The following is a 13,337-nucleotide window of genomic DNA, read 5'->3' as shown; positions in this document are numbered from 1 at the left end:
CCTAACGTGCCAGTGACAACCGAGCAGGGAGACCAGATGCCTGTTGGCCGCATCATCGAAACGCCGGATTGTGTGGCGGAAGGGGCTGAATGGCTGGCCCAGAGCTGTCCGCGCATGGCCTATGCAATGGAACAGACTGGCCCATTGCCGTTACGTCGCCGTCCCGACGGGTTCGCGCAACTGCTGAGTGCCATTGTCAGCCAACAGGTCAGTGTGGCTTCGGCCAATGCAATATGGAAACGCCTGCAAGAGGCCAAACTGACGGGTCCGCGTAAGATCATGTGGGCAACGGATGACGATCTTCGGGCTGTAGGGTTAAGCCGTCAGAAGATCCGCTATGCAAGGGCTTTGGCGGAAGCGCGTATAGATTACAAAGCGTTACGTGATGCCTCTGATGCGGAAGTTTTGACCACGCTGACGCAAGTGTCAGGCATTGGCGTCTGGACCGCGGAGATATACGCCATGTTCTCACTTGGTCGCGCTGATGTGATCGCCCCCGGTGATCTGGCGCTGCAAGAGGCCGCGCGCATCCTTTATGACCTGCCCAACCGTCCAACGGACAAAGAACTGCGCAAGATGGCCGAGGCCTGGTCGCCCTGGCGCTCGGTTGCAGCGCGGGTGCTGTGGGCCTATTACCGGGTTGCAAAGCAAAGAGAAGGGATCAGATGACACGGGTTTTGAATGCGCTCCGGAAAGAGCCTGTTTCGGGCGACACGCGCTCGGTTGTGGTGTTCGTACATGGCTATGGCGCAAACGGTGCCGATCTGCTGGGTTTGGCCGACCCGTTGGGTGAACACCTGCCCGACACGTTGTTCGTGGCCCCGGACGCGCCCGAGCAGATCCCGGGAATGCCCAATGGTTTTCAGTGGTTTCCCATTCCCTGGATTGACGGTTCGTCTGAGGAAGAGGCGCGCAGGGGCATGGAAATGGCGGTCGAGGATTTCAATGCCTTTCTGGATGCTCTGATGGTGGATGAAGACCTGTTGCCCGAACAGGTTGTCCTTTTTGGTTTCAGCCAGGGTACGATGATGAGCCTGTATGTCGCGCCCCGCCGCGAAGACCCCGTGGCAGGAATTGTCGCTTTCTCTGGACGTTTGCTAGAGGCGGACCTTCTGGCAGACGAAACCATCAGCCGGATGCCGGTATTGCTGGTGCATGGCGATGCCGACGACGTCGTCCCGCCGCAATCCTTGCCCGAAGCGGCAGAGGCCCTGCAATCCGCCGGTTTCAAAGAGGTCTATGCTCATGTCATGAAAGGCACCGGGCACGGCATCGCCCCGGACGGGCTGAGTGTGGCCCTGGCCTTCATGCGCGACAAGCTGAGCCTTTAGCCGGTAAGATCAAATCAGCGGAACACCGGTGTTTCGCATCGGATCAAGACCAAAGATGCGCTTCCGCAAACTCGACTGAGTTTCCGGCCGGGTCGCGCACGTACAAGGAACGCGCGCCTCCGGGCCAGTCAAACTCTGCGTCTACGGGGACATTCCAGTCCAGAAGGTGCTTGCGCATCACTGCGATTTCATCACGGGTCAGTACAAGACACACATGCCCGGCACCGCGGGCGCCGTGGGGCGGAACGGGCATGTCCGGGTTGAGGGGCGGCTGTTCCGTCTGTTCCGGGTTAAAGATCAGCAGGACCGATCCGCCAATTCGGTAAAACACGTGGCGGTCGGCGACGCGCTGAATGCGGTCCAGGCCCAGTACTTCGCCGTAAAACTGTTCCGCTGCGTCCAGATCATCGACATAAAGCGACGCTTCCAGAATCGCCGAAGGGGCCGGTATTCCGGGAGTTAGTTTCATGACCTAAGTTTAGCAGATCAGGGCAGGGTATGTCACCGGCGTGGTCGACGGTCGCGTTTTCGTTGCGGTGTGGTGTTCAGGGATGGCATGGGCAGGCTGTCCCACTGGCCCGGTTCCAGATCGTCCAACGTCCAGTCACCAATGCGACAGCGGATCAGGCGCAGGGTCGGCAAGCCCACGGCGGCCGTCATTCGACGCACTTGACGGTTTTTGCCTTCGCGTATGGACAGTTCTATCCAACTGTCTGGTACCGTCTCGCGCTCGCGGATTGGCGGGGTACGGGGCCACAGGTTGCCTGGCTCGTCGATCTGGCGCACCTTAGCCGGACGGGTCAGGCCGTCTTTTAACTCGACGCCGTTTCGCAGAGCTTTCAGGGCAGTTTCGTCCGGAATGCCCTCGATCTGAACCCAATAGGTTTTTGCCATCTTGTGCTTGGGGTCCGAGATCTGCGCCTGCAACTTGCCGTGGTCAGTCAGAAGCATCAAACCTTCGCTGTCACGGTCCAGTCGACCGGCGGGATAAACCCCGGGCAGATCGATGAAATCGGACAGTGTACTGCGCGGAGTATCCGCATTGTCGCAGTCGGTGAACTGCGGCAGCACATCGTAAGGTTTGTTGAAGCGAATGAACCAGGACATGACGTGCGCATACCCCGAAGAGTGCACCCCGCGCAAGCTGTGGATAACTGTCATGTGCCTGTTACGGATTCGCATTACCCAGTTTGCGACATATTGTGGAAAATCAGGGCTTGTCAGAGTATTAACACGATATATAGTCATACTAAGGCCGGGGCGGGTGTTCCCCGCTCTGATGTCAAAAAGGGCAGAGCAGAGCGAGGAGCGATTCTGATATGGACGGAGACTTCAGGACCGAATTTGTCAGGGAGCCAGGTGCATTGAAGCATCATCCGGCATTGGTTTTGAACGCCGATTATCGCCCCCTGTCTTATTACCCGTTGTCCCTGTGGCCCTGGCAAGAGGCGATCAAGGCGGCCTGGCTGGATCGGGTCGACATCGTGGCCGAATACGATGAAGTGGTTCGCAGCCCGAGTACGCAGATCCGAATACCTTCGGTCGTTGTTTTGAAAGACTATGTAAAACCCAGAAAGCGCGTGGCCTTCACGCGCTTTAATTTATTTCTGAGAGACGAGTTCCGGTGCCAGTATTGTGGCAGTCGCGGTGATCTGACCTTTGATCATGTGGTGCCACGCGCCGCTGGTGGGGTGACCAGCTGGCAGAACGTTGTGGCGGCGTGCAGCCCGTGCAATCTGCGCAAAGGGTCGAAATCGCTCCGTCAGGCAGGAATGAGCCTGCGTAAGCCACCCCGCCAGCCTGACGCCGAAGCACTGCGCAATGTTGGTCGGAAATTTCCCCCCAATCACTTGCACGAAAGCTGGATCGATTTTCTGTATTGGGATGCGGAACTGGACGAATTCTAGGCTCTGCCTGACCGCCATGCCGCGAGCCAGATCAGCACCAGAACAGCCGAGGCAATGGCATTCCATCCAGCCATCGAGATGTTGAACAGTTCCCAAGGGATATCGTCGCAGCGAACCAAAGGCGCGGACATAATCTGATCGAACAGGTCGTCATTCGACATCCCACTAATGCTACCGGATGTGCAACTGGTCGGACCTTCCCACCATCCTTGCTCAACACCGGCGTGATAGAACCCGATGCCCGAAGTGGTGGCAGCGGCCATTGCGCCACAGAGGGGCAGGAAACTTAGCCTTGGTAAGGCCAGCGCCAAAACGCCAATCGCGATTGCGACCCCATGCGGGTAGCGCTGCCAGATACACATTTTACACGGGGCAAGGCCGCCCAGATGCTGAAAGCCAAAAGCTGCCAGCAGAAGGGCCAGCGACCCAAGACTTGCCAGTGCGATAAGTTGTGAACGTCTCGTCATAGGTATTTCACCACCAGGAAGCCGCCAAACAACAGGATGATGAACAAGGTGAACATCAGCCCCAGGCGTTTTTCGATAAATTCACGGATCGGCTCGCCAAAGCCCCAAAGCAGGGCCGCAACAAGGAAGAACCTGAGCGCGCGTGCCAGTATCGACGTTGCGATGAATGTTCCAAGCGGCATTCCTGTCCAGCCTGACATGATGGTGATGACCTTGTAGGGGAAAGGCGTCACTCCGGCGGCCAGTACCGCCCAGAACCCGAAATCGTTGAAGCGGGTGTTGAATTCTTCCATCGCATGGGCCTTGCCCATGGATTCAAGAATGGGCTGCCCAAGGCTTTCATAGAAAAACGCACCAATCGCGTAGCCCAGCATCCCGCCCAGAACCGAAGCCACCAGGGCTACGGTTGCAATCAGCCAGGCGCGCGACGGGCGCGCCAGGATCATTGGAATCATCAGAACGTCGGGGGGTATTGGAAAGAACGAGCTTTCGACAAAAGCCACTACGGCCAGCGCCCAAAGCGCATGAGGGTGTTCCGCCAGACGAATTGTCCAGTCATAAAGCGATCGCAACATTTAGCACTCAAATCCCGTTCTCGACCCGGGAAAGCCAAACCACGCACCTGACGGCCCGTCAACCATCACGGCAGTAACAAATGGAATAATGGATGATTTTTGCCTCTGGACCTTCCCTTTGATGGGCGCTAATCCAGTGTCCGGGCCCAAGTGGCGGAATGGTAGACGCAGGGGATTCAAAATCCCCCGGTAGTGATACCGTGCCGGTTCGAGTCCGGCCTTGGGTACCAAAGTAAAAACAGGGGGTTAGGGGAACCTGCTTCCTGTTTTTTCTATTCGGGATTATCGAGTGCTTGGGCACTTAACTCTCAATTCTTCGTTCTGGTCTGGTTCTTTTCCTGCCTCTGGTATCACCCTCATCCCGGATGAGGGTGCCGTATACGATCCGCTGTTGAACAAACCTGAACAAAAATGGGCGCAAAGATAAAGTAGACCGATCAGGCGGGTTTTCCTGTGTGCCAGAGGGGAAAATTCAAAAATTACGCTCATATATGCGGATTGATGCGAGTCAGGCCGGCGCTGGCCTTGACATTGAAAGTATCTGGATGAACCCTCAAAGGGGTTGGGAGAAACTGGAAAATTCAACAGGTTGCACCTGCTGTGAGGCGTGCCGATCATCGTTATCGGCACAGTTTCATGGGCAGGTCATCGATTTGAATTCCAACTGCCAGACAAAAATATGTGGGAGTATTGAAATGAAAAACAGCAGCAAATTGAGCCTCGGCGCGTTTGTAACCGCAGCCATGTTGGCTCCGGCGGCCTATGCCGAAGAGTTCATTACAATTGGTACCGGCGGCGTGACCGGTGTTTACTATCCGACAGGTGGCGCGATCTGCCGTCTGGTGAACAAGGGCCGGAAAGAGCACGGCGTGCGCTGCTCGGTCGAATCGACCGGTGGCTCGGTCTACAACATCAACACCATTCGCGAAGGCGAGCTGGAATTCGGCGTTGCCCAGTCCGACTGGCAGTATCACGCGTATAACGGCTCCTCTAAATTTGAAGAGGCAGGTCCCTTCGAAAAGCTGCGTGCCGTGTTCTCGGTCCACCCCGAGCCATTTACGGTTGTGGCCCGCGCCGATGCGGGCATCACAAACTTTGAAGACCTGAAAGGCAAGCGCGTGAACATCGGGAACCCCGGTTCCGGTCAGCGGGGCACCATGGAAGTTCTTCTGAGCGAAATGGGCTGGACCACCGATGATTTCGAACTGGCGACAGAGCTGAAAGCGGCTGAACAATCGGCTGCCCTTTGCGACAACCAGATCGATGCTATGGTTTATACCGTTGGTCACCCGTCGGGTTCGATTCAGGAAGCCACCACAGCCTGTGACTCGGTTCTGGTGAATGTCAGCGGTGAAGCCGTGGACAAGCTGGTCAATGACAATTCGTTCTACCGCACTGCAACCATCCCCGGTGGCATGTATCGTGGTTCTGACGGCGACACCCAGACATTCGGCGTAGGCGCGACTTTCGTAACTTCGGCAGATGTGTCGGAAGACGCGGTATATGCGGTGGTCAGCTCGGTCTTTGAAAACTTCGAAGACTTCAAAAAGCTGCATCCGGCGTTTGCCAACCTCAAGCCCGAAGAGATGATCGCAGATGGCCTGTCGGCGCCGCTGCATCCGGGTGCCGAGAAGTATTACAAAGAAAAAGGCTGGATTCAGTAAACCAGTCCTGACGCAGGGTGCTTTTGGGGCGCCCTGCACAACGCCTGTACCAAGCAGGTGAATCAGAAGGTCAAAATGGCCGCGACGGGGAGACATTTAATGAATTCCGACACTCAATCCAATCGTCCGCTTTCCGAAGAAGAGCTTCAGGATCTGGTCGCATCATCTGACGCGGGCGGGCGTAATCCGGTCGGGAATGTAGGTGTCTTCCTGGCGATTGTAGCCGCGATTTGGTCGATTTTTCAGGTTATCCTGGCGTCGCCGCTCGCAAACTACGTGTTGCCGGGCAGCGTGGTAAACAATGCGCGGCAATTCCACCTTGCCTTCGCTCTGTTTCTGGCCTTTGCGGCTTACCCCGCTCTGAAATCCAGCCCGCGCGGCTATATTCCGGTTCAGGATTGGATCATGGGCTTGGTCGGTGCGTTCGTCGCGCTTTATGGCTATTTTTTCTATGACAAGATCGTAAATGCGGGCGGTTTGGCCGACGATACGGACAAATGGGTCGCGTTGCTTGGGTTGCTACTTTTGTTCGAGGCGGCGCGTCGAGCGCTCGGCCCGGCCATGGCAATTATCGCGACGATTTTTTTGGCCTATGTCTTCTTTGGCGCATCCGAATGGGTGCCGGAAGTAATCCGATGGAAGGGTGCAAGTCTGAAAAAGGCCATGAGCCATATGTGGATCACGTCGGAGGGCGTGTTTGGCATCGCCTTGGGCGTTTCCACCAAATTCGTGTTCCTGTTCGTGCTGTTTGGTGCGCTGCTGGATAAGGCAGGGGCAGGGAACTATTTCATCAAGATGGCCTTTGGTGCACTCGGACACCTGCGTGGTGGTCCGGCGAAAGCGGCCGTCGTTGGTTCCGCTGCAACCGGCCTGATCTCGGGCTCGTCGATTGCCAACGTTGTGACAACCGGGACATTCACCATTCCGCTGATGAAGCGTGTGGGCTTTAGCAGTGAACAAGCCGGATCGGTCGAAGTGGCCTCATCGGTCAACGGTCAGATCATGCCACCTGTGATGGGTGCTGCGGCGTTCCTGATGGTGGAATATGTGGGCATTTCGTATGTCGAGGTGATTACCCACGCGTTCCTGCCAGCAGCGATTTCTTACATCGCGCTGGTCTATATCGTGCATTTGGAAGCCGTGAAGCGGAACATGCCGACTTTAGGTGACCGTGACGTGCATCTGGCGCGAACCGTTGTGGGTATGTTGGCTTTCTTCCTGGTGTTTGCAGGGCTTTGTTATGGCTCGCAATTCCCGGTCGATGCTGTAACGAGCTGGGTTCCGTCTGCAGCAGGCCTTGTGCTGAGCCTGATCGTCTGCGCGATTTATGTCGGATTGCTTTATCTGGCCGCTCAGGTGCCGGACCTTGAGCCGGACGACCCGAATGCAAAAGAGGTCACGCTTCCTGTTATCGCTGATATTTATAAGGCAGGTTTGCATTACCTTCTGCCGATCATCGTTCTGGTTTACTTCCTGATGATCGAACAAAAATCGCCGGGACTGTCGGCGTTCTGGGCGACCGCCCTGCTGTTCGTAATCCTGTTGACGCAGAAACCGCTCAAGGCTCTTTTCCGGGGGCAGAGCAATCTCAAGAACACCTTTGTCGATGGCGTCGCTGACCTGTGGCAAGGGTTGATTGATGGCGCACGGAACATGATCGGTATCGCGCTGGCAACCGCCACTGCGGGCGTGATCGTAGGCACGGTGACCTTGACGGGCGTAGGTCAGGTTATGGCTGATCTGGTAGAGTTCCTGTCGGGAGGCAATCTTATCCTGATGCTGGTTATGGTTGGGCTGCTAAGTCTGATTCTGGGCATGGGTCTGCCGACCACGGCGAACTATATCGTTGTCAGTTCGTTGATGGCCGGGGTAGTCGTTGAGCTGGGCGCGCAAAGCGGGCTGATTGTACCGCTGATCGCTGTACACCTGTTTGTGTTTTACTTCGGGATCATGGCCGATGTTACACCGCCCGTTGGGCTTGCAAGTTTTGCGGCTGCTGCCGTGTCGGGCGGTGATGCGATCAAAACCGGCTTCACGGCGTTCTTCTACAGCCTGCGCACTGTGGCACTGCCTTTCGTGTTCATCTTCAACACTGATCTTCTTTTGATCGACGTTACATGGCTTGAAGGGATCACGGTGGCCGTTTTCGCGACCATAGCGATTCTGGTCTTCACGGCGGGCACGATGGGGTATTTCCTGACCCGGAGCCGTATCTATGAAAGTGTCGCGCTCGTTCTGGTGGCATTTGCCCTATTCCGACCAGACTTTTTCATGGATCGTATCTCGCCTCCGTTCAAATCAGTTGAACCCGCTGCATTCGAAGAAACCATTGGTCAGACACCACCGGGAACAGATGTACGCCTGGTCGTTGCGGGCCCCGATTTCGATACGCTCGAGATGGTGGACACAACTGTTGTTGTCACTGTGGGCGACGAAGAAGGAGGTGCTGCACGGATTGAGGCGATGGGCCTGCTGCTGGTTCCCGAGGACGGGCTGGTCAAGCTTGACGAGCCGCTGTTTGGCACGCCGGTCGCCGACGATCTGGGCATCTTTGACTACTATGGCGATGAACCCGTACGCCTGGCCTCGGTCAGCTTACCGTCCGAACAGCTGCCCAAGCAGCTGGTGTATATCCCAGCGATGATCTTCTTGGGTCTTATCGCGTTCCTGCAACGCGGCCGTGCCGCCAGACAAGGGGTGCCCGCATGACACGTTCTGTTCTGTGTGCCATTGATATCAGCAATGGCGAGATTGATGCTCCGGTCTTGCAAAAAGCCGCAGCTTTGGCGGATCTGGAGGGGGCACAGTTGGATGTCGTGACTGTGCTGCCCGATTTTGGGGAAAGCTGGGTGTCCGGGTTCTTTGAATCCGATTTTCACGAAAAGGCGTTGGCAGAGGCGCAAGCCAAACTGACGGCGTTGTGCATTTCAGCATTGGGGGCGGAGCGCAATGAAAGTATCCGGCATGTGGTTGCGACAGGTACAGCCTATCAGGAGATCCTGAAAACCGCCGAAAACGCGGGTTCCGATCTGATCGTGATCGGCGCGCATAAGCCGGATTTGAAGGACTACCTGCTTGGTCCGAATGCCGCGCGTGTGGTTCGGCATTCCAACGTTTCGGTGTATGTCGTACGCTGACTGATCCTCCAGCGCGCAAAAGATCGCGTCGCCGGTCGTGAACGAATATCGGGTGGGTTCAGTAGCCTGTCATCTCAAGATAGCCAGCGCCTTTTTGGCTGCCGGTTACGGTGACAGGACCTTCCCAGTATTCGAAACTGGTTCCCATCCACGCATCAGGTGTGAGGGCTGAGACCTGAATGTCTATGCCCCGGTCCGGAAGATTGACGTGCCAGTGTGTCGGGATATTGCGTCCGGCGACCTCATCGGTACTCAGCGGCAAGAGGCTGATTGAGCCGTTGGGGATGGCCTCAGTACTGCCGTCTGAATTGACCCAGGTGGCCGAGGTGAAATCGCCACGATCCCCGCGCAGGCGAAAAGCCATCAGTTTGTCGCCGTCCTCAAAGCTGAGCGAGAACCAATCCCAGCCCCTCTGATCCGTCGCCAAAGGTTGTGAGGACCATTCCCGATCCAGCCAGCCCTGACCGGTTACACGGACTTCACTATCCGGCAAATGCAGCACGCCTTCGACTGTATAGAAGGGCTGTGAGTAATAGTAACTCGCCTGTCCATCAGCGGATTTGACCGAATAGCCCGCGTTGCCGTGAAGAACCAATGGCCCTTGCGCAGTCAGTGAAAGATCATAGCCGAAGTCTTCACCATTTGCTGTAAGCGACAGGCTGTCCAGATCCGATCCGGCCATGCGCCATTCATCAATCCAGGCCTCAAACGGTTGTGCGGTTACACCGGCCTGGCCAATCCCCCCGCGTGACAATCGCTCGGTAAAAAAATGATTCTTGGGGGTCGTAACAGCAGCATGACCCATCCAAAGTTGCGGACTTTGCCACCCGTCGCTGTCATAGGGTTTCAGGGCTGACCGGAATAGGGTCCATTGAATGCCATAGTCCAGGCCGTCGTCCCCTTGGAGATTGGCGGTCAGATACCACCATTCGACGCGGTAGGCCGGATGTGGGCCGTGATCCATTGGGAATTCAAACTCATACCCGGCTGATGGCACGTCAAAGCCTTCGGCCGACCCGCCGAGACCTGCATAGCCCTGCGCCCATAGTGGTATTGGGTAGAGCCACAATAGAAGGAACAGGAGGATCCTAACGTTCATTGGCGAACACTCTCAGCAGATCGGCGGGTGGCAGGCGGAGCATCCGTAGCGCAGGCAGGGTGGCGGCAAGCAGGGCGGCAAGAAGGGTCAACAGGAACAACCACAGCCAATCCCATGGGAACACGAACATCGGCAGGCGCCAACCAAAGGCCTGAACGTTGATCACCGTCAGCAGAACCCAAGCCAGAACAAGCCCAAGTGGCAGCGCCAGACAGGCGGTCAACGCCGCCAGCAAAAGGCTACGCAACAGTTCCAACCCCGCAAGTTGCACCCTGTTTAGCCCCAGCGCCCAGACCGGTGCGATCTGTGGCAGGCGCTGGGTCCACAGGGTCAGCAGACTGGTGAGAATGGCAAATCCCGCCACGCCGAGGGTCAGCACATTCAAAGCCGAGGTCACGACAAAGGTCTTCTCAAATATCGCAAGCGACTGCGCCTTCATTGCGGCTTGCTGCACGACAGCCTGACGTGGAAGGTTGAACCGTTCCCTCAGGGTTTGCGCCATTTCCGTTGCTTTTTCGGTGTTTAGACGAATGCCAAAGCGGCGGGTTTCCGCACCCGGCGCGACCCAGTCCAGTTGGTCCATCGAGACGATGGCTTGCCCAGTAGGATTTCCATAATCCGAATAAACCCCGGCGATGGTCAGGATGTGGTCCGGCAATAAGGCAAGTACATCCTCGGGCCAAAGGTCGGCACGTCGGGCAAGCTGTTCGTTGATCAGAACCGCACGCCCGGCCATGACGTCATCCCATGCATTCGGCGTGGAGGTGATCACTGGCCAGTTCTGCCGATAGACCGGATCATCCACGATACCGTAAAGAAACAGAGGCCCCGTCTCGTGCGACAATTCCACATTTCGGATTGGCAGAATGGCTTCGACCTGAGGGCGCAGCCAATCGGTGATTTCCCGCCCCTGATCGTCGTCGCTGGCAGTCAGGTAGAGTTCTGAGGTCAGGCGCTGGTCCAGCCACCCGACGAATGTCAGCCGGAAACTGGATACCATTGTGCCTACGCCGACATTCGCTGCCAAGGCCAGCAACAGGGCCATCAGGGCAAGTGACAATCCGGGCAATTGTGCCCGCATATCTGCCCAAACCCATTGGGCAACAGGCCCCCGCGCCGCGCGGCCGCAGAGTGAAAGCGTTAGAGACAAAAGCGCAGGCAACATCAGCGCTGAACCGGTTAGCAAGCCAGCCAACAGGGCAAACCCGGCGATCAGCCCCCCGAAAGTGACATAGGCCAAACCGCCACCCAGGATCATGATCAGACCTAATACCGCCGCAAGATGGCGCGCGCGGGGGTCGCCCCGCCATGCTTGAACGCCCGGACTTGCCAGCAGGGGCATACGCGACAGGCGCCACAATGCGTGACCGCTGGCCAGTAAAGTGCCAAAGACTGCCATGGCGATCCCTGCCAAAACCCATTGCAGTTGCAGCGTCAGTTGCCCTGTTACTGGTGCGCCGTAAAGGCCACGCAACGTGGCTGCGACATCAGGCAGAAGTGCTCCGGCCAGAAAGTAGCCCAAAAGCAACCCGACAAGCCCACCGATCAGGGCCAGAAAAGTCAGCTCGGCAAGGATCAGCCAGACCAACAATCGCATCGAAACACCCAATGCCCGCAGGGTACGGATGATGCCTCTGCGTTGTGCAAAGGCCAGCCCGACCGTGCCGTTCACGATAAAAAGGCCGACCGCAAAGGACAGCAATCCAAAGGCTGACAGGTTCAGATGAAAACTGTCGGTCAGCTGAGCAGTGTCGATCTTTTGTGAGGGGCTGATGCGTTCCAGCTCTGGCGCGATCGCGGTCAGGGGATGAAGCCCGCGGGGTTGATCAGGCAGGATAATGAGCCGCGAGATTGCACCGGGCTGATTCAGAAGACGTTCGGCAACGCCGATATCCGTCAGGATCACATCTGGCGGTAGTGCAGAGGTACTGAGAACTGGGGGCAGAGTATCGTGACCGCGCAACAAGTGCTCCAACTCTGTCGAAACCAGCAGGCGGCCCGGAGCAGTCAATATGTCCGCCGGGTCGGGCGGCGCATCGCTTTGCTGGGCCTCGGTAACTGCGGGCAGGGCGGGATAGGCCACCATATCCACGCCCATCAAACGTAACGTACGTCCAGCGACCCGATAAGGGCCTTCCAGTACGGCGGCCACCTGCCATCCTGCGCGACGCAGGTCGACATAACGGGACATGGGGATGAAACCGGCTGGATCGCGCAATTCGTCAAACTGCCCAAGTGCCAGCTGGGCGTTGGCACGGGAATAGCTGGCGCGGGCCTCGGCATTGATGGCCTGTACAGCGGACCACAGACCAGTTGCCAGGGCGATACCGATCAGCAGCGTTGCCAGTTGCAACCAATGCACCCGCCAATGGGACAGCAGGGCCTGGACGACGGCCAATGTCATTGGATGCACCCGCCGCTCAGGCGCAGGTGCGCGTCCAGACGGCCCGCGATCTGCGGGGAATGCGTCACCAGCAGCAAAGCTGCGCCAGTATCAGACACAAGTGACAGCATCAGGTCCAGCACTTTGGCGCTGGCGGTTTCGTCAAGATTGCCCGTCGGCTCGTCCGCCAGCAACAGTTTCGGGCGCGCTGCCATGGCGCGTCCGATGGCCACCCGCTGTTGCTGCCCGCCTGACAAGCTTTCGGGGTAGCGGTCCAGCATATCCAAAAGCCCAAGCCGGTCTGCCAGTTGCCCGGACCATTGGGCATCTTCGGTACCAGCAAGGCGGGCATGAAAGGACAGGTTTTGCCCCACGGTCAGCGATGGGATCAGGTTGAACTGCTGGAACACCAGCGAAACCTTACTGCGCCTCAACTCGGCCCGGCCAGCATCATCTAAAGGGGATAGCGGCGTGCCATCCAGCGTGATTTCTCCACCGTCGAAACTGTCCAGGGCGGCGGCCAGGTTCAGCAAAGTGCTTTTTCCACTACCGCTTTCACCGGTCAGTGCAAGCGTTTGTCCCTGATCCAGTGTCAGAGACACGTCGCGCAGAACGGGCCGCCCGCCAGGGTAGGTTTTCTGAACTCGGTCGATGATCAACAGCATGAAGCGCCCTTTTTGCACAGGATGTGCGTTGGACTTCCCAACTGTCCAGTGCAGACCTTACTCCGGTTCCTTTCGCCGCAGGCTACCTTTTCCGGTGGCAGGGTTGTGC

General features: G+C 57.3%; 13 protein-coding genes and 1 tRNA gene. 7 read left to right on the top strand and 7 right to left on the bottom strand.

Features of this window, described 5'->3' with window-relative positions; all coding sequences use genetic code 11:
* Positions 1-36 precede the first annotated feature (36 nt).
* Both I9182_RS03030 and I9182_RS03025 read left to right on the top strand, forming a co-directional pair.
* Positions 37-669, top strand: coding sequence for a DNA-3-methyladenine glycosylase 2 family protein (locus tag I9182_RS03030; protein ID WP_209596382.1), 633 nt, complete (start codon positions 37-39; stop codon positions 667-669).
* Entirely contained in the window at positions 666-1,331 is a 666-nt protein-coding gene (locus tag I9182_RS03025) for an alpha/beta fold hydrolase (protein ID WP_209503837.1), read from the top strand. The genes I9182_RS03030 and I9182_RS03025 overlap by 4 nt, the downstream gene beginning before the upstream one ends.
* Positions 1,332-1,374: 43 nt before the next feature.
* Here the strand turns inward: I9182_RS03025 and I9182_RS03020 are convergent, their stop codons facing one another.
* Both I9182_RS03020 and I9182_RS03015 read right to left on the bottom strand, forming a co-directional pair.
* Positions 1,375-1,800 (bottom strand): VOC family protein, encoded by a 426-nt coding sequence (locus tag I9182_RS03020; protein WP_209596380.1) that lies wholly within the window; start codon positions 1,798-1,800, stop codon positions 1,375-1,377.
* A gap of 32 nt (positions 1,801-1,832) precedes the next feature.
* The gene (locus I9182_RS03015; protein WP_209596718.1) at positions 1,833-2,438 is read right to left on the bottom strand and encodes an rRNA large subunit pseudouridine synthase E; all 606 of its coding nucleotides are present in this window, start codon (positions 2,436-2,438) and stop codon (positions 1,833-1,835) included.
* A gap of 212 nt (positions 2,439-2,650) precedes the next feature.
* Here I9182_RS03015 and I9182_RS03010 point away from each other — a divergent pair, with 212 nt between their 5' ends.
* Complete coding sequence (locus tag I9182_RS03010) at positions 2,651-3,238, top strand: HNH endonuclease (RefSeq protein WP_209503840.1); 588 nt, start codon at positions 2,651-2,653, stop codon at positions 3,236-3,238.
* Here the strand turns inward: I9182_RS03010 and I9182_RS03005 are convergent.
* Positions 3,235-3,705 carry a disulfide bond formation protein B gene (locus I9182_RS03005; protein WP_209503841.1) on the bottom strand — a complete coding sequence of 157 codons (471 nt, stop codon included), beginning with the start codon at positions 3,703-3,705 and terminating at the stop codon, positions 3,235-3,237. The two genes, I9182_RS03010 and I9182_RS03005, sit on opposite strands and share 4 nt — an antisense overlap.
* On the bottom strand, positions 3,702-4,280 hold the full coding sequence (locus I9182_RS03000) for a YqaA family protein (RefSeq protein WP_209503842.1): 579 nt from the start codon (positions 4,278-4,280) through the stop codon (positions 3,702-3,704). Before I9182_RS03000 ends, I9182_RS03005 begins: the two co-directional genes overlap by 4 nt.
* A gap of 144 nt (positions 4,281-4,424) precedes the next feature.
* Here I9182_RS03000 and I9182_RS02995 point away from each other — a divergent pair.
* The 4 genes from I9182_RS02995 to I9182_RS02980 all read left to right on the top strand — a co-directional run bounded on the left by I9182_RS02995 (position 4,425) and on the right by I9182_RS02980 (position 9,081).
* Positions 4,425-4,510, top strand: a tRNA-Leu gene (locus I9182_RS02995).
* Positions 4,511-4,975: 465 nt separating this feature from the next.
* On the top strand, positions 4,976-5,944 hold the full coding sequence (locus I9182_RS02990) for a TAXI family TRAP transporter solute-binding subunit (RefSeq protein ID WP_209503843.1): 969 nt from the start codon (positions 4,976-4,978) through the stop codon (positions 5,942-5,944).
* 99 nt (positions 5,945-6,043) lie between these two features.
* Complete coding sequence (locus tag I9182_RS02985; protein ID WP_209596378.1) at positions 6,044-8,653, top strand: TRAP transporter permease; 2,610 nt, start codon at positions 6,044-6,046, stop codon at positions 8,651-8,653.
* Complete coding sequence (locus I9182_RS02980; protein WP_209503845.1) at positions 8,650-9,081, top strand: universal stress protein; 432 nt, start codon at positions 8,650-8,652, stop codon at positions 9,079-9,081. Before I9182_RS02985 ends, I9182_RS02980 begins: the two co-directional genes overlap by 4 nt.
* A gap of 58 nt (positions 9,082-9,139) precedes the next feature.
* Here the strand turns inward: I9182_RS02980 and I9182_RS02975 are convergent, their stop codons facing one another.
* The 3 genes from I9182_RS02975 to I9182_RS02965 are packed head-to-tail and all read right to left on the bottom strand — an operon-like array spanning position 9,140 to position 13,228.
* Positions 9,140-10,180: a lipocalin-like domain-containing protein gene (locus tag I9182_RS02975; protein WP_209596376.1), complete on the bottom strand. Its 1,041-nt coding sequence runs from the start codon at positions 10,178-10,180 to the stop codon at positions 9,140-9,142.
* Positions 10,170-12,584: an FtsX-like permease family protein gene (locus I9182_RS02970; RefSeq protein ID WP_209596374.1), complete on the bottom strand. Its 2,415-nt coding sequence runs from the start codon at positions 12,582-12,584 to the stop codon at positions 10,170-10,172. The genes I9182_RS02975 and I9182_RS02970 overlap by 11 nt, the downstream gene beginning before the upstream one ends.
* Entirely contained in the window at positions 12,581-13,228 is a 648-nt protein-coding gene (locus I9182_RS02965) for an ABC transporter ATP-binding protein (protein ID WP_209596372.1), read from the bottom strand. The genes I9182_RS02970 and I9182_RS02965 overlap by 4 nt, the downstream gene beginning before the upstream one ends.
* Positions 13,229-13,337 lie beyond the last annotated feature (109 nt).

It is taken from the genome of Ruegeria sp. HKCCSP351, assembly GCF_017872535.1.
In the GTDB taxonomy this organism is placed as follows: Bacteria; Pseudomonadota; Alphaproteobacteria; order Rhodobacterales; family Rhodobacteraceae; genus Ruegeria.
This window is presented reverse-complemented; position numbering and strand designations above follow the sequence as displayed.